Source organism: Methyloligella solikamskensis (genome assembly GCF_042676065.1).
GTDB lineage: Bacteria > Pseudomonadota > Alphaproteobacteria > Rhizobiales > Methyloligellaceae > Methyloligella > Methyloligella solikamskensis.
The window spans coordinates 148,611-171,987 of the sequence record NZ_JBHTJO010000002.1 but is presented as its reverse complement, the minus strand read 5'-3'; the positions used below and the strand labels follow the sequence as shown (position 1 = coordinate 171,987).

27 protein-coding genes and 1 tRNA gene are annotated in these 23,377 nt (G+C 62.7%); 14 read left to right on the top strand and 14 right to left on the bottom strand.

Going from position 1 to position 23,377, the window contains the following annotated elements:
• Nucleotides 1-10: 10 nt before the first annotated feature.
• Nucleotides 11-1,168 (bottom strand): hypothetical protein, encoded by a 1,158-nt coding sequence (locus tag ACFQ2F_RS13825; RefSeq protein ID WP_379091048.1) that lies wholly within the window; start codon nt 1,166-1,168, stop codon nt 11-13.
• 93 nt (nt 1,169-1,261) lie between these two features.
• Complete coding sequence (locus ACFQ2F_RS13820) at nt 1,262-1,672, bottom strand: DUF2946 family protein (protein WP_379091046.1); 411 nt, start codon at nt 1,670-1,672, stop codon at nt 1,262-1,264.
• 136 nt (nt 1,673-1,808) lie between these two features.
• Between ACFQ2F_RS13820 and ACFQ2F_RS13815 the strand changes: the two genes are divergently transcribed.
• The gene (locus ACFQ2F_RS13815) at nt 1,809-2,078 is read left to right on the top strand and encodes a helix-turn-helix domain-containing protein (RefSeq protein ID WP_379091044.1); all 270 of its coding nucleotides are present in this window, start codon (nt 1,809-1,811) and stop codon (nt 2,076-2,078) included.
• A 27-nt stretch (nt 2,079-2,105) separates the two neighbouring features.
• Complete coding sequence (locus ACFQ2F_RS13810; RefSeq protein ID WP_379091042.1) at nt 2,106-3,836, top strand: SulP family inorganic anion transporter; 1,731 nt, start codon at nt 2,106-2,108, stop codon at nt 3,834-3,836.
• On the opposite strand, the gene ACFQ2F_RS13805 is transcribed toward ACFQ2F_RS13810, so the two are convergent.
• The 5 genes from ACFQ2F_RS13805 to ACFQ2F_RS13785 are packed head-to-tail and all read right to left on the bottom strand — an operon-like array spanning nt 3,833 to nt 6,258.
• Complete coding sequence (locus ACFQ2F_RS13805) at nt 3,833-4,378, bottom strand: SRPBCC family protein (protein ID WP_379091041.1); 546 nt, start codon at nt 4,376-4,378, stop codon at nt 3,833-3,835. The two genes, ACFQ2F_RS13810 and ACFQ2F_RS13805, sit on opposite strands and share 4 nt — an antisense overlap.
• A 39-nt stretch (nt 4,379-4,417) precedes the next feature.
• Nucleotides 4,418-4,915, bottom strand: a complete 498-nt coding sequence (locus ACFQ2F_RS13800; RefSeq protein WP_379091039.1) for a VOC family protein — start codon at nt 4,913-4,915, stop codon at nt 4,418-4,420.
• A gap of 3 nt (nt 4,916-4,918) precedes the next feature.
• Nucleotides 4,919-5,437, bottom strand: a complete 519-nt coding sequence (locus ACFQ2F_RS13795) for an SRPBCC family protein (protein ID WP_379091038.1) — start codon at nt 5,435-5,437, stop codon at nt 4,919-4,921.
• A gap of 23 nt (nt 5,438-5,460) precedes the next feature.
• Entirely contained in the window at nt 5,461-5,865 is a 405-nt protein-coding gene (locus ACFQ2F_RS13790; protein ID WP_379091037.1) for a VOC family protein, read from the bottom strand.
• 24 nt (nt 5,866-5,889) lie between these two features.
• Nucleotides 5,890-6,258, bottom strand: coding sequence for a DUF1428 domain-containing protein (locus tag ACFQ2F_RS13785; protein ID WP_379091035.1), 369 nt, complete (start codon nt 6,256-6,258; stop codon nt 5,890-5,892).
• Between the two features lie 66 nt (nt 6,259-6,324).
• Here ACFQ2F_RS13785 and ACFQ2F_RS13780 point away from each other — a divergent pair, with 66 nt between their 5' ends.
• The 3 genes from ACFQ2F_RS13780 (at nt 6,325) to ACFQ2F_RS13770 (ending at nt 9,411) form a co-directional block, all read left to right on the top strand.
• A complete protein-coding gene (locus ACFQ2F_RS13780; protein WP_379091033.1) occupies nt 6,325-6,795 on the top strand; it encodes a MarR family winged helix-turn-helix transcriptional regulator in 471 nt (156 codons plus the stop codon).
• Nucleotides 6,796-6,918: 123 nt separating this feature from the next.
• Complete coding sequence (gene chrA / locus ACFQ2F_RS13775; protein WP_379091032.1) at nt 6,919-8,166, top strand: chromate efflux transporter; 1,248 nt, start codon at nt 6,919-6,921, stop codon at nt 8,164-8,166.
• Nucleotides 8,167-8,340: 174 nt separating this feature from the next.
• Nucleotides 8,341-9,411: a hypothetical protein gene (locus tag ACFQ2F_RS13770; RefSeq protein ID WP_379091030.1), complete on the top strand. Its 1,071-nt coding sequence runs from the start codon at nt 8,341-8,343 to the stop codon at nt 9,409-9,411.
• Between the two features lie 113 nt (nt 9,412-9,524).
• Here the strand turns inward: ACFQ2F_RS13770 and ACFQ2F_RS13765 are convergent, their stop codons facing one another.
• Nucleotides 9,525-10,187 (bottom strand): RDD family protein, encoded by a 663-nt coding sequence (locus ACFQ2F_RS13765; protein WP_379091028.1) that lies wholly within the window; start codon nt 10,185-10,187, stop codon nt 9,525-9,527.
• A 131-nt stretch (nt 10,188-10,318) separates the two neighbouring features.
• Here ACFQ2F_RS13765 and ACFQ2F_RS13760 point away from each other — a divergent pair, with 131 nt between their 5' ends.
• Nucleotides 10,319-11,656 carry a hypothetical protein gene (locus tag ACFQ2F_RS13760; RefSeq protein WP_379091026.1) on the top strand — a complete coding sequence of 446 codons (1,338 nt, stop codon included), beginning with the start codon at nt 10,319-10,321 and terminating at the stop codon, nt 11,654-11,656.
• Between the two features lie 78 nt (nt 11,657-11,734).
• Here ACFQ2F_RS13760 and ACFQ2F_RS13755 read toward each other — a convergent pair whose 3' ends face one another.
• Nucleotides 11,735-13,294, bottom strand: a complete 1,560-nt coding sequence (locus ACFQ2F_RS13755; protein WP_379091024.1) for a mechanosensitive ion channel family protein — start codon at nt 13,292-13,294, stop codon at nt 11,735-11,737.
• 80 nt (nt 13,295-13,374) lie between these two features.
• Nucleotides 13,375-13,451, bottom strand: a tRNA-Arg gene (locus ACFQ2F_RS13750).
• Between the two features lie 216 nt (nt 13,452-13,667).
• Here ACFQ2F_RS13750 and ACFQ2F_RS13745 point away from each other — a divergent pair.
• Nucleotides 13,668-14,030, top strand: a complete 363-nt coding sequence (locus ACFQ2F_RS13745; RefSeq protein WP_379091022.1) for a hypothetical protein — start codon at nt 13,668-13,670, stop codon at nt 14,028-14,030.
• A gap of 148 nt (nt 14,031-14,178) precedes the next feature.
• Here ACFQ2F_RS13745 and ACFQ2F_RS13740 read toward each other — a convergent pair whose 3' ends face one another.
• The 4 genes from ACFQ2F_RS13740 to ACFQ2F_RS13725 all read right to left on the bottom strand — a co-directional run bounded on the left by ACFQ2F_RS13740 (nt 14,179) and on the right by ACFQ2F_RS13725 (nt 18,475).
• Entirely contained in the window at nt 14,179-14,574 is a 396-nt protein-coding gene (locus ACFQ2F_RS13740; protein WP_379091020.1) for a hypothetical protein, read from the bottom strand.
• A 37-nt stretch (nt 14,575-14,611) separates the two neighbouring features.
• Nucleotides 14,612-16,069, bottom strand: coding sequence for a sensor histidine kinase (locus ACFQ2F_RS13735; protein ID WP_379091018.1), 1,458 nt, complete (start codon nt 16,067-16,069; stop codon nt 14,612-14,614).
• A gap of 37 nt (nt 16,070-16,106) precedes the next feature.
• A complete protein-coding gene (locus ACFQ2F_RS13730; protein WP_379091016.1) occupies nt 16,107-17,528 on the bottom strand; it encodes a dihydrolipoyl dehydrogenase family protein in 1,422 nt (473 codons plus the stop codon).
• Nucleotides 17,529-17,674: 146 nt separating this feature from the next.
• Nucleotides 17,675-18,475, bottom strand: coding sequence for a TVP38/TMEM64 family protein (locus tag ACFQ2F_RS13725; protein ID WP_379091015.1), 801 nt, complete (start codon nt 18,473-18,475; stop codon nt 17,675-17,677).
• 187 nt (nt 18,476-18,662) lie between these two features.
• On the opposite strand from ACFQ2F_RS13725, the gene ACFQ2F_RS13720 reads away from it, so the two are divergent.
• The 7 genes from ACFQ2F_RS13720 to yihA all read left to right on the top strand — a co-directional run.
• Nucleotides 18,663-18,938: a hypothetical protein gene (locus tag ACFQ2F_RS13720; protein WP_379091013.1), complete on the top strand. Its 276-nt coding sequence runs from the start codon at nt 18,663-18,665 to the stop codon at nt 18,936-18,938.
• A 224-nt stretch (nt 18,939-19,162) separates the two neighbouring features.
• Nucleotides 19,163-19,519 (top strand): hypothetical protein, encoded by a 357-nt coding sequence (locus ACFQ2F_RS13715; RefSeq protein ID WP_379091011.1) that lies wholly within the window; start codon nt 19,163-19,165, stop codon nt 19,517-19,519.
• A gap of 176 nt (nt 19,520-19,695) precedes the next feature.
• Nucleotides 19,696-19,878, top strand: coding sequence for a hypothetical protein (locus tag ACFQ2F_RS13710; protein WP_379091010.1), 183 nt, complete (start codon nt 19,696-19,698; stop codon nt 19,876-19,878).
• Nucleotides 19,879-19,997: 119 nt separating this feature from the next.
• Nucleotides 19,998-20,132: a 50S ribosomal protein L34 gene (gene rpmH / locus ACFQ2F_RS13705; RefSeq protein WP_379091009.1), complete on the top strand. Its 135-nt coding sequence runs from the start codon at nt 19,998-20,000 to the stop codon at nt 20,130-20,132.
• Between the two features lie 28 nt (nt 20,133-20,160).
• Nucleotides 20,161-20,541, top strand: a complete 381-nt coding sequence (gene rnpA, locus ACFQ2F_RS13700) for a ribonuclease P protein component (protein WP_379091007.1) — start codon at nt 20,161-20,163, stop codon at nt 20,539-20,541.
• Between the two features lie 129 nt (nt 20,542-20,670).
• Complete coding sequence (yidC, locus tag ACFQ2F_RS13695) at nt 20,671-22,503, top strand: membrane protein insertase YidC (protein ID WP_379091005.1); 1,833 nt, start codon at nt 20,671-20,673, stop codon at nt 22,501-22,503.
• Between the two features lie 251 nt (nt 22,504-22,754).
• Nucleotides 22,755-23,377 (top strand): ribosome biogenesis GTP-binding protein YihA/YsxC (gene yihA / locus ACFQ2F_RS13690; RefSeq protein ID WP_379091003.1); only part of this gene is annotated, 623 nt, incomplete at its 3' end.

The window sequence follows — 23,377 nt, the reverse complement described above, 5'->3', positions numbered from 1 at the left end:
ATATCTTCTCCTAAAATGCCTTCTGCCAACCGACAGTGAATTGATAGTCCTCTTGCATCTGGGGACCGTTGAGATCCTGGTAAACGGGCACGCCGAACTCGAAGGCGAGACGCTGACCGCGCCAGATCCCGGACTGGCCGATGGTGTTGACCCCTAAGAACAAGTCGACCTTCTGGCCGCCGTAGAAGGCGGGGTTGGCAGTCTGGACCGGGGCCATGATGTTGGGGTCGATGCCATCGATGGCGTCTTGGGTGCTCGCTTCGGCGCGGAAGGACGTGCTGATCCAGGGCGCCCATTCATAGGCGGCCCAGCCCGTCACCATGTGCCGGTCGCCCCAGGCGTAGCCCTCGTCGTTCTCGTCCTCCAGACGGATCTCCGCGCGGTACTGGGCGCCCCAGGTGAAGTCCCCGGAACGGCCCGTATAGGTCAGGCCTGGCAGGAGATCGTAAGTGCCGGTGCCGAGCTGCATGGCGTAGGGCAGCCGCAGGACCGGACGCATGCCCATGGGCGTCAGCACCCGGCCGGTCTCGTCGATATCGCCCGTGGGGAGGCTGATCCCCAGGTTGAGATGAAGGTGGTTGGTCTCATCGTCGTAGAGCCGGTAGAGGGCGCTCAGCTTGGTGTCGGCCAGGCCGTCGCTCCGCGTGGAGAACCGGCCGAGCTCGGTGGTGCCCATGGGGCCGGCGAAGGTGATGCTCGACATCTCCTTCTCGGCATAGTTGACCATGGCCATGAGGGTGAGGTTGTCCGACGGCGCATACATGAAGCCGAACATGTGCATTTCCATGTCCATCTCGGTCGGCACGACCCGCAAGGTCGGCGGTTGCATGGGCGCGCCGAAGAAGCGGTTCGGCACCGTGGTGGCGATCTCCTGAGGGGTGACCTCATCGTCGCCGATGCGGTTGCCGTCCATGCTCATGTTCATGAAGCGATAGGAGAGCATCCACTCGCCGGCATTGTGCATGTGATCGCCCATGACGCCGATAGGAGCATGGCCGTCGGCCCGCAGCGGTTTCAGCCCATCGCTGCTGACGCTCAGGCCGCTGGTCACGGGAAGCCCATCGTCATGGGCCTTTGCGCTATCGAAGGTGAGGCTTGCGCCGGCGAGCAAGGCCGCAACGGCAAGCAGTGTTTGGCGCGGGCGCGCCAAGGCATAGTTCGTCTGCATTCTTCCAATCCTATTCAGACAGTGTCGGATAGGCCGTCAGGCGCCGCGCCGGGATGCGGCGAAGGCGAGGTCGGCCCGTCAATTGTCGTGAGGCTAGGAAGAAAGCGGAGGGTCGTGGCCGCGCCGGATGAGGACGGAGCGGCCCTCGCCCCGGTCGTGCTCGGGCGCAAATTCGACAGACGCCCAAACGGCCGAAATGCCGATTTCGGGCGGCTGGGGCGCCAGGGGCGTCACCGCGCCGGCAACGCCCTGACAGATGGGGCAGGCCTTCGCGTGATCGGGAATGTGAGAATTCTCGACCGGGTTGCCCTCGGCATCGAGGGCGACGACGCGCGGGCCGTTTCTGGTGCAGAGGATCGTGGTCTGGGCGGTCAGCTCAGGCGCGAGCGCCCGGGCCAGCGCCATGGCCGGCACCTGCCACGCCACGAGCACGGCGTAGAACACCAGGGTCACGATCATCGCGTGGACGATCAGCCGGTGGCTATGATGGCGCAGTCCTCCCATGAGCGGATTTTGACAAATTCATCTGAACTCCGCCAGCTGCACATTCGCCTGACGGCCAAGCGGCAAGAGCTGATGCATAAAACATCATTCATCATGTCGCATTCCTGATCTCAGAGACATTCGATATCATCCCCGCATGATCACCGCCGCACAGATGCGTGCCGCCCGCGCCCTACTCCGACTGGATCAGCGGGAGCTCGCGGCCCTTGCGGGTGTCTCTTTGCCGACCATCCAGCGGATGGAGGCGAGCGACGGCACCGTGCGCGGTGTCGTGGGCAGCCTGACCAAGGTGGTCGAGGCGCTCGACCGGGCCGGTGTCGAGCTGATCGCCGAGAATGCGGTGAGCAGCGGCGGGGGCCGCGGCGTGCGTCTCAAGACGAGCCCGGCGTCGCGAAACGACGACTAGCGAAGGCCACGGAGGCCATTTCGAATTATGGGGGCAATGCCTGAGCGGCCGAGCTTCACGGCGCTCTTCACACCCAAGCTGATAACCGTCCTGAAGGAAGGCTACGGCCTCGCCGATCTGCGGTCCGACGCTCTGGCCGGGCTGACGGTCGCCATCGTCGCGCTGCCCCTTTCCATGGCCATTGCGATCGCATCGGGCGTGACGCCGGACCGGGGGCTCTACACGGCGATCATCGGTGGCTTTCTTGTCTCGGCGCTCGGCGGCAGCCGGTTTCAGATCGGCGGGCCCGCCGGCGCCTTCATCGTCGTGGTGGCGACCACCGTCGCGACCCATGGCGTCGAAGGGCTGCTGCTGGCGACCATGATCTCCGGCGTCTTTCTGCTGTTCGCCGGACTCTTCCGGCTCGGCACCTTCATCAAGTTCATCCCCTATCCGGTGACGGTCGGCTTCACGGCGGCCATCGCCCTAATCATCTTCGCAAGCCAGGTGAAGGATCTCTTGGGCCTGAGCCTGCCCGGCGGGGAGCCCTCCCCGCTCCTGCCGAAAATCGTCGCCCTCGCAGAAGCGCTGCCCAGCATCGCGCCTGCCGCGGTGGCGCTGGGTTTCGGCAGCATCGTCGTGATCGTCGTCATGCGACGCGCCTTGCCGCGCTGGCCCTCCATGCTGATGGCCGTGGTGCTGGCGTCGATTGTCGCCTGGGCGCTCGGCCTGCCGGTGGAGACGATCGGCACGCGGTTCGGCGGCATCCCCTCGACGCTGCCGAGCCCCTCCCTGCCCGAGATCACCTGGGTGAAATTCGTCGCCGTGCTCCCGGCGGCCGCATCCTTCGCGTTGCTGGGCTCCATCGAGAGCCTGCTCTCGGCGGTCGTGGCCGACAGCATGACGGGACGGCGGCACCGCTCCAATTGCGAGCTGGTGGCCCAAGGCATCGCCAATATCGCAGCGCCCATCTTCGGGGGGTTCTGCGTCACCGGCACCATCGCGCGGACGGCGACCAATATCCGCTCCGGCGCGCGTGGCCCCATCGCCGGCATGCTGCATTCGGCTTTCCTGCTGCTGTTCCTTCTGGTGGCCGCGCCGCTCGCCGCCTACATCCCCCTTGCCGCGCTTGCCGGCGTGCTCGCGACCGTCGCCTGGAACATGGCCGAGCGGCACGCCTTCGCGACCCTCCTGAGAGCTAGCCGCGGTGATGCTGTGGTGCTGCTGGCCACGTTCCTGCTGACGGTCTTCGTTGATCTTACAACGGGCATCCTGGTCGGCTTCGCGATCAGCGCCCTGCTCTTCCTGCACCGCATGTCCCAATCGGTCGAAGTCGAGGCCGGCACGGGTCTGATGGAGGAGGACCAGGCGGACAGCGCGCCCGGCGAAGAGCGGACGGTTTACGACCCGTCGGAAGCCGGCGGGCGGGAGATCGCCGTGTGCCGTATATCCGGTGCGTTCTTCTTTGGAGCCGCGGCTAGCGTAGCCAATGCGCTGGACCGGGTGGCGGCCCAGCCGAAAGCCTATGTGATCGACGTCTCGGCCGTGCCATTTCTCGATTCGACGGCCGCCACGACCATCGCAGGGTTTCTGAAATCGGGATTGCAGCGGGGGGCGCCGATCTTCATCGCCGGCGCGACATCGCCGATCCGCAAGCTGCTGCACAGCCACGAGCTGGCGCCGCCAGCGGTGCACTACAGGCAGGATCTCAAAACGGCACTACGGGATGCCCGGAAGGCGCTGGGCAAGGAGGCCACACAGACCGACAGCGCCGACTAGACTTTGTCTTCGACTTCGCGCTTCAGATTGACGAAGCCCTGCTCGAAGTTCTCGGTGACCATCTTCTCGCAATCGATGAAGACGCTCATGAGCTTGGCCAGATAGGGCTGCGGTCCGTACATGGCCCAGGTCATCTTCGTGCCGCCGTCGGCGGGCTGAAGGATGTAGTCCACCGTGCTGTGGCCCGCCATGGGCCTGACGAAGTCGAGATCCAGCGTCACCCGCTCATTGGGTACGGAGTCGACGATGGCGAGCTTGCCCTCACCGACATTGCTGTCGCCGTTCCAGACATATGTCGCGCCCTCGCCGGACGTCTGCTCGCTGATGTCGCGCTCCATGTCCGGGTCGAGATCCTCGAAGGGCGACCATTTCTGCCCCAGCTTGAAGTCGTTGAGATAGGGGAAGATCGCTTCCGGCTCCGCGGCAATGACGGTCGAACGCTCATAGCGGAAGCTGTCGGGTTTGGTCGCGGCATAGGCGAGCACCGCCGTGATCCCCACGGCCAGGACGATCAGCGCACCGATTAGAATTTTCACGAACATGGGAGTCCCCTTCCCTTCTTGGAATTCGCGCAGACCATTTCAAGCTGCGTTCCGGTAGGCGTTCTGCAGGGTGGGCAAGTCGATCTTGCTCATCTTCATCATGGCAGTCATCACGCGGGCGCTGGCGCCGGGCTCTGTACTCAGCATTTCGCCGAACTGGGCCGGAGCGATCTGCCAGGAGAGGCCGAACTTATCCTTCAACCAGCCGCAAGGGCCCTCCTCGCCGCCGTCGGCGCGGAGCGCGTCCCAGTAGTGATCGATCTCGGCTTGGGTCTCGCACAGGACCATGAAAGAGACCGCCTCATCGAAGCTGAAATTGGGGCCACCGTTCAGGGTCATGAAGTGCTGGCCATCGAGCTCGAAAGAGACCGTAAGAACGGAGCCGGCGGGCTTACCGTGGATCTCCTGCCCGGCGTCCGGGAAATGGGTCACTTGCGTGATCTTCGAATTTGGAAACACGGAGCAGTAGAACTCCGCTGCCTCCTTGGCCTTGGTATCGAACCACAGGCAGGGCGTCAGGGGGTGCTTGAGCTGCATCGATCAGACCTCATCACTGGTGTTTTCGACATAGGCCGCGAGCTGATCCATCGTTCCGCTCCACCCCTGCACCATGCTGTCGTGGTTTTCTTTGAAGGCCCTCTGCTCCGCCTCGGTCGCATCCCAGGGGCGCCAGCGGACCGTGAACTCGGACTTGCCGCCCGGCGCATCGGCAAAGCTGAACGTGGAGAGCAGCGTAAGAGGCCAGACCTCTTGCAGCGGGTGTCGGGTGATCTGACGCTCGGCATCAGAGAAGGAGCTGACGAAGACGAGGCGCTCGCCAGGCACGATCTGGCGGAACTGGAACAGGCCCCACATGGCCGCACCATCCGGCGCCTCGAGACAGTAGTGGTAGCTGCCGCCCTCGCGGAGATCCATGTCGGAGATGCGGACCTTGAAGCCTTTCGGACCCCACCACTGCCGCATGCGCTCCGGGTCAGTGAAGCAGGTCCAAAGCAAATCCCGCGGAACGTCGAAGACACGGGAGATCACGAAGTCATTATGGGTGGCGATTTCGGGCATGAGAGTCCCTCCAATCTGAATGCCTAGCTTTCGGTGAGCACCATCCAGGCGACGCCGAACTTGTCAGCGACAATGCCGAAGCGTGAGGCGAAGAAGGTCTCCGCGATCGGCGCCCGTACCTCGCCGCCCTCCTGAAGATTTGCGAAGAGACGCTCGGCCTCTTCGTCGTCTTTCGCGGTGAGGGCGAGCGAGAAGCCCCGAAATTCGCTCTGGCCAGTGCAGAACCCGTCGGAAGCGAAGACCTCCGTCTCACCCACATGGAAGGCGGAGTGCATCACCTTCTCCTTGTTCTCCGGGGAGACCTGGCTCTGGTCCGGCGCATCCTTGAAGCGCATCAGAGCGTCGACTTTTGCGCCGACGGTTTCCTCGTAGAACCGAAGCGCCTCCTCGCAACGGCCGTCGAAGAAGAGATAGGGGGTGACGTGCATGGCGTACTCCAAGCCGGCGGCCGCTTAAGCGGCGACCTTTATCTCGAACCCGCCATAGGCCATGCGCGCGACGTCGAGCGGCATCTCGCCCGACTCGCACATCTCCTTGAGGCGTTCGTCCGCCATCACCTTGGCGTTCACCTCGTCCCTATGGGCGCGGGACTCGTATACGATCCAGGCGAAGACGACGGTCTCATCCGGCGTGGCATTCGCCATCGTGGCGAAGCTCGTGAATGGCATGTCGCCCTTCACCTCGAGGTCCTCCCCAACCGCCTCCTTGTATTCGAGCGCACCGTGGTCGAGCCAGACCTCGGAGGCCTTCTCCGCCATGGCGAAATACTCATCGAGCTTGGCGGTCGGGACCGCGAGAACGAAACCATCGACGTATTGCATCGGAACCCTCCACCGGCGGCAGGATCGCCGCTTGACGTTTAGGTTGATATCAACATAATATGGAGCATGTCAACCGAGATTCCGTTTCAGACAACGCTGCATGTCCGCGATCACTGTCTTTGTCTGCATTTGCAGCGCGCGGCCCGGCGGATCGCCCGCATCTTCGACGACGAGCTGCGCGGGCTGGATCTCACCAGCGGACAGTTTTCCCTGATGATGTCCCTAAACCGGCCGGAGCCGCCGACCATCGGATCGGTGGCCGAGCTGCTCGCCATGGACCGGACGACGCTGACCGCAAACCTGAAGCCCCTGACCCGCCGCGGCTGGGTGGAGGCGCTGGTCGACGAAAAGGACAAGCGCTCGCGTCGGCTGGTGCTGACTGAGACGGGCCGCGCCGTGCTGGCGCAAGCCGTGCCGATCTGGCTGCGGGTGCATGGCGAGATCGAAGAGGGGTTGCCGGGCGATGCCGATGCGTTGCGTGCAGATTTGCGCACGCTGTCTTCCTCCCCGGAGCACGCTGCTGCCGAAGCGGCCTGAGGCCTCCTCCCCGGCCGGCCTGACGTGTCATAGGCACGTGTCATCCCTCAACCGTCATCGAAGCGCGATATAGGCTCGCTATTCGACGCTTATGGTTGAGCGCGCAGCCTCTATAGTTGCGGCATGAGCGAAACGGATGTCGACGGCGATATGGACGCGACTGCGCCTCCCCAACCGCAAGGAAGCGTGGCGGAAGTCTTCGGTGCGTTCCTGAAGCTCGGCCTCACCTCCTTCGGCGGCCCTATCGCCCATCTCGGCTATTTCCGCGACGAGCTGGTAACGCGGCGGCGCTGGCTGGACGATCAGGCCTATGCGGATCTCGTGGCGCTGTGCCAGTTCCTGCCCGGCCCGGCCAGTAGCGAGGTCGGCTTTGCGCTGGGGCTGAAACGGGCAGGCCTGCCGGGCGCGCTGGCCGCCTGGACTGCCTTCACCCTTCCCTCCGCCATTCTCCTGGTGCTGTTCGCCTATGGCGCCTCGCTCTTCGAAGGACCGATCGGCCAGAGCGTGATCCACGGTCTGAAGCTCGTGGCCGTGGCGGTCGTCGCCCAGGCCGTCTGGGGCATGGGCCAGAAGCTCTGCCCCGATAAGCAGCGGGCCGGCATTGCCGTGGCGGGTGCGCTGATCGCGATTTTCCTCGCCGGCTCCATGGGACAGATCGCAGCCATCGTGCTGGGCGCGCTTATCGGGCTCTGGCTCTGCCGCGATCTCGCCACGCCGGACTCGCTGCATACCCAGTTCCCCATCGGGCGGCGCTTCGGCGTGGTCTGCCTCATCTCTTTCTTTGCGCTGCTGATCGGGCTACCGCTTCTTAACGCGGCAGTCGACAATCAAGCCCTCGCCTATTTCGACGCGTTCTATCGCTCCGGGGCGCTGGTGTTCGGCGGCGGCCATGTGGTTCTGCCGCTGCTGCAGGAAGCGGTCGTGCAGCCCGGATGGATCAGCGAAGATTCCTTCCTCGCGGGCTATGGCGCAGCCCAGGCCATTCCGGGCCCGCTCTTCACCTTCGGAGCTTATCTCGGGGCTGCCGCGAGCCCTGAGCCCAACGGCGTGGCTGGCGCCGCGCTCTGCCTGATCGCGATCTTCCTGCCCGGCATGTTGCTGCTGCTGGGTACGCTCCCGTTCTGGGATGCGCTTCGGACCCGGCCGAAGATGCAGGCCGCCATGGCCGGCACCAACGCCGCCGTGGTCGGCATCCTGGCTGCGGCGCTCTACAGCCCGGTATGGACCAGCGCCGTGCTCAGCCCATACGACTTCGCGCTTGCTCTGGTTGCGTTTGTGCTGCTCACGGTCTGGAAGGCGCCGCCCTGGATCATCGTCGCGCTGATGGCTGCGGGCGCTGTCGCCGTGGGGATTTTCGTAGGGCTTGCGTAAAACTTCTTCACCTTCGCGTTACTCAGCCGCTCGCAACCTTGACGCGACATTCTGTCAGGCGCCTGCTTATGTCAGCGGACAGAGTACGATCGCCTGCAAGGGCGACACAAACGGTGGGCGCCGCAGCGGAAAACGCTCGCGGCACCCGGAGATGAGCTGGGAGGAGCGAAGCAAATGTCATTTTACAGAAGCGGCCGGGTGTGCAGCCCGGCTATCGTCGCGGCTGCAGCCCTGGCGCTCGGCCTTGCTACAGGCTCGCCGGTTTCGGCCGCGGGCGGCGCGTTCGACGATTACTGCGCCATGGGCCTTGCCTCGAAGCAGCAGGTGAAGACCGATTGCTCGATCAACTGGATCGGGCCGGACAACAAGCTCTACTGCTTCTCGACGAATAATTCCAAAGAGGCCTTCCTGAAGAACCCGGATGGCAACATCTCGAAGGCGGCAGCCTATTTCGAGACGAAGCAGGCGGCGAAGAATCAGAACCTGCATCAGACCGCCATGGTGACCGCAAAAGAGTTCACGGAAGAGGACGTGAACAAGGCGGTGGAGAAGACACTTGAGGCGCGCAGCAAGGATGGCGCGTTCCAGTATCACGACTCCCGCACCAACCAGGAACTCGAACTCGTCTATGAGAAGACCCGGATCGTGCGCGGCATGGAAGGCTATGGCTGGTTCGCCAATCTGATCTTCCATGACAAGGAGAACGAGAAGAAGCAGTACGCGCTGGACTTCTGGTACCGGGAGGATGGCGACAAGCTCGACCTCAAGGATATCCGCGTTCAGAAGGGGCCGAAGAAGGAAGGCGACGGCTGGATCATGGTGACCCGGCTGCCGGTCGCCTGGTGGTGGCTGCCGGTCTCCGAGCATCCCGGCGAGACGGAGGTGACCCGCGGCTGGCACGTGATGAGCGCGATCCACAACTACATCGCCGACAACAAGGACAAGGACGGCGCGCTGGTGATCGAGGACGAGAAAACTGGCCAGTCCATCTCGCTGGAATTCATCGAGATCCATCAGCCGGTTCGGCGCCTGAAAGGCGACGGCGAGTTCTTCGTCTGCACCGACTTTCGCAAGATGGGCTCGCGGGACGCCTATTACGACGTGGATTTCTGGCTGGACGAGTCGAGCGGCAAGCTGAAGGTCACCGACGTGAAGCTGCACAAGGTGCCGGTGAAAGAAGACGGTATCTGGATGCAGGAGTTTCGGTATAAATTTGAGGATCTAGAGCACGAGGACGTGCACTAGATCGCGCGCGAGGGAAGAACGGTTGAGGCGCAAATGACGCCGGGCGGTCCGACCGCCCGGCGTTTTGCTTTTCGGAGTACTCGCCCCCTCTTCGCGTTCATCGCCACGTCGCTCTAGGCGTGGACCACAATGGTCTTCGCGGCCCGGTCGCCCAGGCGCTGCTGCCTTGGCGATGTCAGGATGAAGAAGACGCCAAGCCCGTAGAAGAAGATGAAGTCGATGGGCCGGACGAGGTTGCGGACCACCGCCTGGTAGAAGCTGCACCTGGCCCCGGTCTCGCTCGTAACCTTGATGCGAGCGACCATCTTACCGATGGTCTGGCCCTTCCAGGAACTTTCGAGGATCGCGTAGTAGAGCAGCGCGCCGAAGATCCATAGACCGAAGAGCAGGAGCGCCGGTCCGCCCTCCAGCTCGAAGCCGCCCGGCGTGCGGCCGCCTACCCGCGCGGCGATCTCGATGCCGAGGAACCAGTAAAGGGTGAACACGATGACCATGTCGATCACCTGGGCGAAGCCGCGGGAGAGCAGCCCGGCATAGGTCATGCCGCCGGGGGCGCTGACCTGAGGAATGTCGGCGCGCAGGGAATCGCTTTGCGCAGGTCTTGCGTCAGGAGCGGACGCACCGGCCGGCGGAACGGAGCTGCCTGCGGGCGGCACGGCGGCTTCGGTGCCTCTGGGCTGCTCGTCTGCAGCCTCTTCCGTCAGGGCCGCGCCGCAGGACGCGCAGAACCGGTCGCGGCTCGACACATAGGCCCGGCAACTCGGACAGTACGGCATGGCTGGCCTCCCTTCGGCTTACGCGAAGGATTTCAGCATAGGCGGGGTCTGAGGGGAATGATCAGGTGCAAACCTTGTGACGGATGCTAGATTGCTGAGCAGATTGCATCTGCCTCTACTGCGAAATAGCAATGGCAACAATCATTTCTCTAATTGAAGAGATCACAATCAAAATCTCTCAGTTGCCGGGCCAAGGGAGCATACCGCAACAAGAGGACGGAGTTCTTTTTCCGCCCATACTGTCAACTGGAGACGGGGGCGTAATATTTATAAATAAGGAAATCCTTCACGTTATAGAAAATCTTTCCCACGTCCTTCGAGAGAACTGCTCTCTCCTAAAATATAATGCAACAATAGAGGAATCTAATACGCTGATCCGGACTGCTCTTGGGCGTCCGCTGACAAAAGCTCTGTCGCCCGAGGAAATTCGCCAGCACATACGCGAGACACTCAAAGAAGCTGCGAATCCAGCCCGCCACGGTCAGGACTATTCGTTTGGCTGCAAACTCTTTGAAAACGTAGACCTACCAAAGATTTCTGTTGGCCCCGTGGTTTTCGAGCAGAGGACTGAATGGCTCACCAGAAAAATTTCTGAATCGGCCATCAGTTCAATCTCTGGACGTCGCATCCAACGCTCTTGGAGCGGCCAACGCCTAAAGAAGCGGAAGCCGAGCCAGGACAGCAGCTCCGAAACTAGTGTCATAAACGCTATCAGCGGGGCTCCCTATGCATGCAGCGTGGTGGTGCAGGGGCTAACCCCGGGGATGGGCCGCGACCGCGCAGTTATTTCATCGAGGATCGCACTCGTTGCGTTGGCTCTCGCCTGGGATACTCCTGCAACCGTTCTCCGCGGATTGAACCTTACCTACGATTCAACACCTTTTCTCAGGCGCTACCTAGTTCAGTTTGGACCGATGCTAGGAAGCGGTAGCGCGTGGTCTGAGCTTCCCTATGGACCAATGCTTCGCGCTGGCCAATGGGCCGAGATGGCGAGCACTTGGCACGACAAATGGCTAGTCATCGGCACGGTCCTGGATTGGTATCTCGATCCGTCTTCATCCTCCCGACCGCAGGTGATGCGAAGACTCTTCCACGCCTTGCTCATTTTCCACGAGGCCTGCCGAGAACAACTCCCGTTATTGGCAACGGCAAAATTCGCGGCATCTCTAGACGCCTTAGGGCTCGGCAGGAACGAGAATGGGATAGTCGAGCTTGTCAGAGCCCGCCTCGGAGTAAAAAGCGACGAGATTCTATTTGGCAATGAAATCAAGGCCAGCGAGGCCATTAGCAAGATTTTCGCTGCAGCACGCAGCCAAACTCTTCACGGTAACAACCGGGAAATTGCCCGTGACTGGAGTGACTGGCGCGCCCGCGCTGAACAACTCTCACGCCTGTGTCTTATAAGATGTCTCGAGCGGTGCTCATCAGATCCTGCTACTGACGACCCTGAAAAGTTGTTCCTAGGATGACTGCCCTCGATGGGCGGAGGCGGACATCGGAACCTTCGTGACTTGCGTCATGGAGCAATAAGCCTCGCGTCCCTCCCCCTACCGTGTGTCGTCGGACTCGTAGCCTTCCTCGCCTGCGGCCTGGGCCTTGGCGCGGGTGGAGCGGGTCTGCCGTGCGGGCTTGTCGGTCTCCGTGGGTTTGGAGACCTTCGAGCGGCGGCTCGATTTCGGCGTCGCCGCCTCGGCCGATCCGGCCTGGTACACGTGCATATCCCGCTGAGGGAAGGGAATGGAGATGCCCGCGCGGTCGAAGGCTTCCTTCACCTGCCGGGTCAGATCCCAATAGACCGTCCAATAGTCTTCGCTCTTCGACCAGGGCCGGACGATGAAGTTGACGGAGCTGTCGGCGAGCTCGGAGACCCTGATATTCGGCTCCGGATCCTTGAGCACCATCGGGTGCGCGGCAACCGTCTCCTCCAACACCTTCTGGGCGGTCTCGATGCTGTCGTCGTAGCCGATGCCGAAGACCAGATCGACGCGGCGGGTCTTGGAGCCCGTCACGTTGGTAATGACCTGGCCCCAGACCTGCTTGTTGGGGATGACGATGATCTGATTGTCCGGCGTGAGCACCTTGGTGGCGACGATGCTGACCGACTTCACGGTGCCCGCGACGCCTGCCACATCGACATAGTCCCCTTCATCGAAGGGCCGGTTGACCATGATCATCAAGCCGGAGGCGAGGTTGCCCAAGGTATCCTGGAAGGCGAAGGCCAGGATGAAGGAGGCGCCGCCGATCAGGGCGAAGACCGGCGTGACGTCGATGCCGATGGCCGAGATCACGATGAGCAGACCAATCGCCAGGATCATCCAGTAGACGAAGGTGACGATGAAGGCCTGGAGCAGCTTCGACATGTGCTTGACGTGGCCGATCCAGCGGCGGGTCAGCCCGCGGAGCACGCCTGCGATGATCAGCAGCACGACGATGGCAATGAGGACGATGCCGATATTGATGCCGGCCTCGATGCCTCCGTCGGGCGAGTACAGCCAGGATTCGAGCTGGACCATGAAGGTTTCGAAATCCTTCGACCGGGCCTCCTCTGACAGAATGGCCGTGCGGTAGCTGCGGAATGTCTTGATCTTGGCCTCGTCGCCGCCCTTCGCCTCCCAGGCGTCGACGATGAGGCTGAGCTTGTTGAGCAGCTCGTTCCGCTCCTTCACCAGCCGGACGAGATCCTTGCGGCTGGCATCTTCCAGCGGGCCCTTGGCCTTGAGCAGCGCCACCTGCTCATCCATCACCATGGTGGTCCGCTCCTTCACCAGGTCGAGCCATTTCGAAGCGACCGCGGCGAGGTCGTCCTTGGTGAGCGGGGTGAGCCGCATCTTGAGCTCGGCGCTCGAGATATAGGGGTTCAGCAACGCCTTCGGGATGTCCGGGCCATCCTCGGCGGCCTTCTTCGCGGAAGCCTCGTCCTGGGTCTCCTCTTTGGCCGCCTCGTCCTGCTTCGCGGGCTCTGAAGAGTCTTTCGACTCCTCCGATGCCTTGTCCGACTGCGAGCTCGACGTGGGCGGAAATAGAGACTGGGCGGAAGCCGGGCCGGCGCTCAACGGCACGGCGGTGGAGACCAGGAGAAGGGCGAGAAAGCCGCAAAGGAACCGCATGCGATGCATATCCTGTTGCTTTTAAAGGGAATTTACTGCGGCTCCGGCCAGGTTCATAAAACCTGCCGTGCCGAAAGTATTGGCGCGCCGGGGAAGATTCGAACTCCCGACCCCCAGATTCGTAGTCTGGTGCTCTATCCAGCTGAGCTACCGGCGCTGAGAGCGCGATTCCGTTCGATTGGCTTCAGAATCGCGAAGACCGCAAGCGCCACGCATCCGGGGGCGCTTCGATCCGCCTACCTAATACCTAAGATCGCTCATGGCAAGCGCCGCCGCACGGATCGCGCGAAACGTGGGAACTCGTCGGAACTTCACCACCGACATGACTGTTTTCCCCATATTGCAACCAACGACGATAGGGAGAAGCCCCCAAATGCGGAATTTCGGAATTGTGCAGCAGGCGACCGCCGCGCTCGGCGCGATCGCGCTTGCTTTTGTGCTGACCACGGGCGCCGCCCTGGCCGAGCATCACTTCGTCGGCAAGTACAAGACTGTCGGCAATGACGGCTCGCCGATGACGATCACCTTGATGGAAGACGGCACCGCCAAGGGTGAGCACGGCGACGAGGCCCTGTCAGGCAAGTGGAAAGAGAAGAAGTCCGCCGCCGTTATCGATTGGGCCGACGGCTGGACCACCAAGATCAAAATGAAGGGCGAGAAGTTCGTGAAGTCCGCCTGGAAGGGAGAAAAGCCCAAGGACAAGATGAAGACCGACGACGTCGAGAAGATCGAGTAAACGATCCGTTCGGTCTTATGCGGTGCCTCGCCTTGCCCGGCGTAATTCGGGCGGGGCGGGGTGCGCTGCTCTTAAAAAAGGCGCCCTGCCGGACCGGCGGGCGCCTTTTTTGCGTCTGGGGCCGGCAAATCGCTCAGGCGCTCGCCGCTCAAAGCATGATGATGAATACGCGCGCAGATACCACCGAGGCTCCGTCGGCTTCCTTGCGAAGGGTCATCTGAATCTTCTTGTCGCCCACGATCGAGCCGTGGACCACGGACGTAGTTCGCATGGTCTGGCCGACAGGAAGCGAGGGCCAACGGTCGGCGTTCGAATACCCATGAGAGACGAGAAATCCGTAGACTTCCTCGTCTCCAAGTCCTGCCAATTGGCGTGACATGATATCGGCCACGTCAGCACCACGTGCAGCCCTGCCCGGCCCCTGCAGGCGCTCGAGTGCCTTTTCCTCGAAGGGCTCCAACAGCGCCTGGTCCAGAAGCGGACGGCCGAGGGCAGCCCAAAGGAGCATGGCCACGGCAACTGCTCCCAACAACATGAAGGTCATTGAAGACCAGCCGAACCTAAGCGATCCCAGCATAGTCTTAAGCGTTGCCCTTGGCCGTTCCGCGTTTGGCTGGCACATCGGGAATGGTGAGCCGGAAGGTGGCGCCCTTCTCCGTCTCCACCAGAACGAGCTCGCCGCCATGGGCCTGGACCAGTTCGGCGGCGATGGCCAGCCCAAGCCCCGTGCCGCCCTTGCGGGCGACGGTCTGGAAGGCCTCGAAGAGGTGATCCTTGGCCTTCTCCGGCACGCCGGGTCCGTTATCGGCGACCTCGATCACCGTGCCGCCATTCTCCCGCCGGGCCCGCAGGATGACTTCCCGCGTCTCCTGATCGGCATTCTCCAGGGCCTGGACGGCGTTGCTGACCAGATTGTTCAGAACCCGGAAGAGCTGGTCGTAATCGGCATCGACCTTCAGCCCCTTCTCGATCTCGACCTGCCAGTCGATGCCGTCCCGCGGCAGGCTCAAGCTCTCGGCGATCTCGTCTGCGAGCGGGGCGAGCGGGAATTTGCTCCGCACGGGCGGGGCTTCCTGCACATGGCCGTAATCGAGGGTGTTCTCGCAAAGCCGGATGGCGCGCTCGGTGGAGGCCAGAACCTTGGGCACCACCCGCTGCACGGTCGGGTCCTTCACCGCGCCGAGGCGGTCGGACAGGAGCTGCACGCTTCCCAGCATGTTGCGCAAATCGTGGCTCACCTTGCTGACCGCCAGCCCCAAGGCCGCCAGGCGCCGCTTCTGGCTCAGGGTGCTGGCGAGCTGATTCTCCATGGCCGAGAGCGCGTGCTCGGCTTGACCGATCTCGTCGTGGCGGCCGGAGGGCTCGATGATGCGGGTCGGATCCTCCGGCTGATCGCGAAAGCGCACGATATTGCCGGTGAGTCGCATCATGGGCCGGACCAGAAGCGCGATGAGGGCCAGATAGACCAGCGCGCCGGTGAAGATGGAGATGAGGATTGAAAGGCCGAGGATGTGGAGGCCGTATTCGACCATGGCGGCCTTCAACGGCCCCTCCTCCATGACCACGATCATGATCTCGCCGCCGCCCATCCCCGGCTCGCCGATCACCCGGATGACGCGGTCGTCTGGGGCGAAATAGACCAGCATGGCGTCGCGGATCAGCTCCGGCCAGCTTGGATCGCGGAGATCGAAGAAGGCGTCGATCTCCGTCGGCTTGTCCATGTTGAGGATGATCTTCCGGCTGTTGGTCCGCCGCATGAAGATGGAGAGCACCCGCGCCTTCATGAGCAGCTCGTCGCGCAGGGCCATGGGCAGATTGCCGTTGGGCGCGGCCTCCGCGGAAAGCGCTGCGATCTGGGCCGCGGTCAGCCGGTCCTGCAGCCATTGAAGCCGGAAATTCGACACCGACGGCACGAAGACGAGCACTTCGGCCAGCATAACGAAGATGATGGTGAGGAAAAGGAGCTTGGCGGACAGGCCAGGCCCTCGAAAGGTGAGATTGGCCCGTTCCAACTCCGTCGCCGGCGTTCTGTCGTCCAATTTCTCGTACCCGCTGTTGCTCGCCCCTTCAGGCGCCCTAGCCCAGCTTGCGGAGCCAGGCTGCGATGCGCTGAAGATAGGGTTTTCTCAACAGGGGCCGATAATAGGTGATGGCGGCGCGCTTCGCGAGTTCTGAGAGCGTCGGGTACGGAAAGATCAGGCCAGCAACATCGCCGACTTTGGAGTTCCTGGCGATTGCGAGCGCCCAGAAGGCGATCAGCTCGCCCGCCTCGGCGCCGGCGATCACGCAGCCCAGTATGTAGCCGTTGCGGTCGGTGAAGACTTTGATGAAGCCTTCGGTCTCGCCTTCGGCTTGCGCCCGGTCGTTGTCGGCATAGGGCCAGCGCAGGATGCGCATGCCGGAATGCTTGCGCGCTTGCTCCTCGGTGAGGCCGATCTCGGCCACTTCCGGGTCCGTGTAGAGGGTGCGCGGCACCTTGGTCAGGTCGAGAGAGGGCCGCAGCCGGAACACCGCATTGCGCAGCACGAGCTCGGCGTGGTGGGACGCCATGTGGGTGAACTGGGGCGGGCCGGTCACGTCGCCGATGGCGTAGACCCGGCCGTTCCGGGTCTTCAGGCGCTTGTTGACCTTGATGCCTTGGTCGGTGGTGCGGATCTTCGCCTTCTTCAGGTCGAGGCTCTCGATATTGGGCTTGCGGCCGGTGGCGACGAGAAGGTGGCTGCCTTCAATGTCCATCGCCTCCCCGCCCTTCTCGAAATGGACCTTAACGCCGCTTCCGGCGCTCTCCACCTTTGCCACGCTGGCTTCTGAATGAATCACGATGCGCTCGTCCTCAAGGCTGCGCTGGACCACCCGGGCGGCTTCCTCGTCCATCTGTGACAGGGGACGGGCGCGGTCGAGCACGGTGACGTGGGCGCCGAGGCGGCGATAGGCCTGGGCCAGCTCCAGCCCGACGGGGCCGGCGCCCAGCACGATCAGATGGGACACCTTCTCGGTAAGCTCGAAGATGCTCTCATTGGTGAGATAGGGCGTGGTGGAGAGGCCGGGAATATCGGGCACCGCCGGTGACGAGCCTGTGGCGATGATGAAGCGGCGCGCCTTGATCTTGATGTCGCCAGCCTGCACCGTGCGCTTGTCGATGAAGCGGGCTTCGTCCTGGATGACGCGGACGCCGAGCGCCGTGAAGCGCTCCACGGAATCGTTGGGGGCGATGGCGGTGATGACCCCGTGGATGCGGTCATGGAGGGCGGCGTAGTCAATCTTGGGCTCGACCGGCTCGATGCCGAAGAGGCCCGCATCGCGCATCGCCTGGGCGCGCTTGCCCGCGGCGAGCAGCGACTTGGAGGGAACACAGCCCGAGTTGAGGCAGTCGCCCCCCATGGGGCCGCGCTCGATCAGCACCACCGGCACACCGAACTGAGCGGCCGCGGCGGCCACGGTGAGCCCGGCTGAGCCTCCCCCGATAATGCAAAGATCGGGACGCAACAGCTCGCTCATTTCAGCTCGCTCATAGATCTCTATCCCTCAGGCTCGTGGTCCGGCGGACCGTGCCGCGCACTTTTGCTCTCGTCTTGGGTGGTGCCCGAAGGCGTGCCGCGGATCAATAGCGGCGCGCATTCCCTCCCGTCTCTCAACGAGGCGTCTCAATACGGCTTCTTGCGATACCGCTTCACGACGATGGGCACCAGGGCCAGGACGCCAAGCGCGATGAAGCCGGCGATCAGCTCGGGCGTGAAGATGGCGGAGGCATCGAAATGCAGGCACTCGCCTTTCGGGGACCCTTCCGCCGCGCAGCGGGCGCTCTGGGCGGCGATGACGCTGTCGAGGCCCGCACCGGCAATGGAGAAAGCGAAGGTGCCGGGAATGATGCCGATGAAGGTGGCAAGAGTGTAGGTGCGGAACGAAACGCCCAAGGGACCGGGTACGAGATTGACCAGCCAGAAGGGGAAGACCGGCACGACCCGCAGGAAGAGCAGATAGTTGAAGGCGTCTTCGCTGAACCCTTTGCGGAAGCGGTCGAGCGGCGTGTCCTCCAGCTTGTCGAGGAGCAAATTGCGGAAGGCGCTACGGGTGGCGAGGTAGACGATCACGGCGCCGAGGGTCGCGGCGACCACAGCGGCAAGCCCGCCCCAGAGCCAGCCGAAGAGAAACCCGCCCGCCAAAGTGAGGATCGCGCCGCCAGGGACGGACAGCGCCACGCTGGCGGCATAGATGACGATATAGAGCGCCAGCGTCAGCACCATGTGGCTGGAGAGCATCTCGTGGAGCGCGTCGCGGCTTTCGGCGAGCTCGCGGAAGGAGAGATAGCGGTGCCAGCCCATGAGATAGACGACGACGCCTGCCACAACGAGCGCCGCAAGCGGCCAAAACCGGCGCAGGGCGGCCAGGCTACGGTCGGCAACGCCGCGCACGGCTTTCGGCTTGTCTGTGGGCTCTGAGATCAAGGGCATAACCCTAGTTAGGCGCGCCGTTTGGGTTACCGAAACGGAATATCGCGAGGTCGTGATGAGGCGTCACCAGAAGTGATTGCGAAACCCTTTCTATGGGACGGTGGTTGCGGCAGCATTCCGATCCGTCGTCGGAATTGGCCGATGCCGTAAGACCTCAACTTAGATCAGGGAGGATCCTCCTATGCTTTCCCGCACTTTTGCTTTTACCCTTGCCGCCGCTTTCGCCGTTGCTTTCGCCGCGCCGGTCACCGTCTCCGCCGCCCCGCTGGGCACCCATCTCAAGCAGTCCGATAACGCCCGAATCATTCTCGTCATGGACGACGAGGAGATGATGATGGAAGGCGATGACGGCACCGTCGGCAACGACGAGATGATGGAAGACGAAATGATGGACGACGAGCCCGGCGATGACATGATGGGCGACGAGGCCATGGAGTCCGAAGACGAGGCTATGTAGCCTCGAGGGCCAACCTCTTCGGAGGACTAGAAGAATCCGTCCCGGGAAGGCATTTCGCGGTTTGCGGCTGCTTTACGTCTGCACAACCAAGATTTGCTTTCCCGCGATGGTTTCTCCCTGAATTGTGATCATATTCTCCTTCCTAAAGTTGCCAGGGTCAGGCAAGATTCCCTTGTTGGCCCTGCGCCGAGGGACATGAAGGCCAGAGATAGGGAGGAATTCCAATGGATGGACGACTGATTACCACCGCCGTCGCCGCGCTTTTCGCTGCGACCGCTTTTGCTGCGCCCGCCAGCGCCTGCCCGATGGGAACATCGGCCGGTAAGGAAGCAAGCGCTGCCAAGATCGTTGTCGCCGAAGCCGAGACAGTCGGCGAAGCGGAAGATTCCGATGGCGAGATGATGGAAGATGCCGATGGCGCCATGAGCGATTCCACCGCCGGTGACGAAGACGCCGTGATGGAATCCGAAGATTCCGACGGCACGATGATGGAAGGCGAGGGCGAAGGCGACCCCGCCATGAACGACGTCAACACCGGCGAGCAAGGCGACATGATCGAGCAAGAGGAAGAGCCCGAGTAGGCCTCTCCCTTTAGCGATCTGAAGCCGACAAAGCTTCAAGCAGGCCCTCTCGCCTTTCCGGTGGAGAGGGCCTTGCTTTTTTGGCGGACTAGACGGGACCGGCCGGTTTTCGCCGGGAATGTCTCAGTTTGAAATTTTGCCGTGCAGCGCCGCCATACCGTGATATGCAAAGCTTTATGGACCAGCACACCACATCACTAGAGCGGGCCTTTGAGCTCGCTAGATCAGGCCATTGCAGAACGGTCGCCGAAATCCGCAAAATTTTGAAAGCCGAAGGCTATTCGGAAGCGGATTTCGTGGGCAAGTCGCTCACCGACCAGCTTAAGGCCCTGATGGTTGAGGTGCAGTCCGACACCTAGCGGCCCTGCAGGATGAAAGCGCTCCGCTGACTTGCGTTGACTTCTATGAGGTTGATTGACTTGGACGCAGCGCCCTCCTATAAGCGCGGCCAAACTCGAATTCATTGGAGACCGCTCAAGTGAAGCGCACTTTTCAGCCAAGCAAGATCGTCCGTAAGCGGCGCCACGGCTTTCGCGCGCGCATGGCGACCAAGGCTGGACGCCTGATCTTGGCGCGCCGCAGAGCCAAAGGCCGCAAGCGCCTTTCTGCCTAGCCGGTAGCCGCCGAGGCGAACCACGCACGTGACACCGATCGGACGACTGACGAAGCGCCCCCAATACCTCAGGGTCAAGGGCGGCGCTCGTTTTGTCACGCCTGGACTGGTGCTGCAGGCGCGGGCTCAAGAGCGTGCCGAGATAGAGGGCGCCAAACCGGACACGACCGCCCCTTCCCGTTTCGGCTTCACGGCCAGCAAGCGGGTCGGCAAGGCGGTGGACCGCAATCGGGCGCGCCGCCGGCTGAAAGAGCTGGTGCGGCTATACGGCCCGCAGCATGCGGCAAATGGCTTTGATTATGTCTTGATTGCGAGGCAGGGAACGCTACAACGGCCCTTTCCTGAGCTCATCAGCGATCTTGAGCGAGCACTCGCCAGGGTCCACAGGCCACGCCATACGAAGCGCTGAACGCTCAAAATCACGGGTCACGGCATCACTTGAGGCCCCCACCATCCCTTCCGGCCGGTGGGAGGGCGGTTGAACGGTTTTTGCCGGGACGCGCGCCAAACTCGCGGAAGGGACAGAGCGAAGGGCGATATGGACGAGAATAATCGCAATTTCATCCTCGCCATCATTCTCTCGATCGGCGTTCTCTTTGCCTGGCAGTTCTTCTTTGCCCTGCCGGAGCAGGAGCAGCAGAGGGCCGAGCAGGAACAGGTCCAGCAGGACGCTCAGTCGGGGCCGCAGAAGCCCGGCGAGTCTCCCCTCGTAGAGGGCGAGATCGAAGGCCAAGTCTCTCCCGGCCCGGGTAATACGGAATCCCAGCGCAGCCGCGAGGACGCGCTTGCTGCCAGCCCGCGGCTCAAGATCGACAGCCCGCGGCTTTCCGGCTCCATCGCCCTGAAGGGCGCCCGCCTCGACGATCTGACCCTGAAGAATTACCGGGTCACGGTTCAGGACGACAGCCCGAACGTCATCCTGCTTTCGCCGGCCGGCACACCGCACGCCTATTACGCCGAATCCGGCTGGGTGGGCGGTTCGGACGCCAAGGATCTCAAGCTTCCCGATGCCGAGACTGTCTGGACGAAAGAGAGCGATGGGCCGCTGACCCAGGACAGCCCGGCCGTGCTCTCCTACGACAACGGCCAGGGGCTGAAATTCACCCGCACCATCTCGGTGGACGACAATTACATGTTCACCATCGAGGAGACGGTGGCGAACTCCGGCGAAGAGCCGGTCACGCTGTTCCGCTACGGCCTCGTTTCCCGCCACGAGATGCCGAAGACGGAAGGCTACTATGTCCTCCACGAAGGCCTGATCGGCGTCACGGGCGACGAGGGGCTGGAGGAAATCGACTACGACGACGCCCTGGAAGAGAAGCCCGTCGTCTACAAGACGAAGACCGGCTGGCTCGGCATCACCGACAAATACTGGGCGACGACGGTCATCCCCGAGCAGGGCAAGGAATTCACCGCCCGCTTCTCCGGCACGCAAGATCGCGGCCGCGCCCGCTTCCAGACGGACTATCTGCAGTCCGGCCTGACCATCGGCCCGGGCGAGGAGAAGACGGTGCAGGGCGAGGTGTTCGCCGGCGCCAAGGAAGTCGGCGTGGTCGACGCTTATTCCGAGGAATTCGGCATTGAGAAGTTCGACCTGCTCATCGACTGGGGCTGGTTCTACTTCCTGACCAAGCCGATGTTTTTCGCCCTGGACTTCTTCTACAAGCTGGTCGGCAATTTCGGCGTCGCCATCCTGATCGTGACGCTCTGCATCAAGCTCGTGCTCTTCCCGCTCGCCAACAAATCCTACGTGGCCATGAGCAAGATGAAGAAGCTGCAGCCGGAGATGGCGAAGATCAAAGAGCGCTATGCGGACGACCGCATGAAGCAGCAGCAAGAGATGATGGAGCTGTACAAGAAGCAGAAGGTGAACCCGGCCGCGGGCTGTCTGCCGATCCTGGTTCAGATCCCGATCTTCTTCGCGCTCTACAAGGTGCTGTTCGTCACCATCGAAATGCGCCACGCGCCGTTCTTCGGCTGGATCCAGGACCTTTCCGCGCCCGACCCGACGACGGTGTTCAACCTGTTCGGTCTGATCCCTTGGGATCCGCCGGCCTTCCTGATGATCGGCATCTGGCCGCTGATCATGGGCGTAACGATGTTCGTCCAGATGAAGCTGAACCCCGCGCCGCCCGACCCGGTGCAGCAGAAGGTGTTCACCTGGATGCCCGTGTTCTTCACCTACCTGCTGGCCAGCTTCCCGGCCGGTCTGGTGATCTACTGGGCGTGGAACAACTTCCTCTCCGTGGTCCAGCAATCGTTCATCATGCACCGCCAGGGCGTGGATATTCCGCTGCTGGAAAATCTCGGGCTCAAGAAGGCTTCCGATAAGGACGACGAGGACGGCGCCGAGAGCAAGAGCAAGGGGTAGCTGGCCGTTTCGGCCTCATGGTTCGAGACGCATTTGCTTCGCAAATGCCCTCACCATGAGGAGAAAGGCTGCGGTGAGCCTGGGAGCTCGCTCCTCACCCTGAGGGCGAGCGCAGCTCGCGTCTCGAAGGGTGCAGGCCGGCGCCACCTCCCCTCGGTCATTCCGGCGCAAGCCGGAATTCAACTCCAAATCGGGGCGCATGGCTGGATACCGGCTTTCGCCGGTATGACGGGACCTCTAGGATCGCGGCCATGAGCATTGAGACCACAAACGAAGCCGACACAGCTGCGGGCGACAAGCTCTTCGCGCAAGGGTGCGAGTTCGTCAAAGGCGTGGTGAAGATGGACGGGCTGCCCGCGGACGGGCGGAACGAGGTTGCCTTCGCCGGGCGCTCCAATGTTGGCAAATCCAGCCTGATCAACGCGCTCACCGGGCGAAAATCGCTGGCCCGGGTCTCCATCACCCCCGGCCGCACCCGGGAGCTCAACTTCTTCACCCTCGGCAAGGACGGCGCGCTCTATCTCGTCGACATGCCGGGCTACGGCTACGCCAAGGCGCCCAAGGGCCAGGTGAAGGGCTGGAACCGGCTAATCGAAGACTATCTGAAGGGCCGCCAGGAACTCCGGCGCCTCTTCCTGCTGGTCGACAGCCGCCACGGGCTGAAGGAGACGGACCGGGCCACCATGGCGCTGATGGATGAGGCGGCGGTCTCCTATCAGGTGGTACTGACCAAGGCGGACAAGCCGAAATCGGAAGAGCTCGAAAAGGTGCTCGAGAAGGTCTCGGCCGAGCTCGCCAAGCACCCGGCCGCCCATCCGGAGATCCTCGTGACCTCTTCTCGGGAAGGCCACGGGCTCTCAGAATTGCGCGCAGC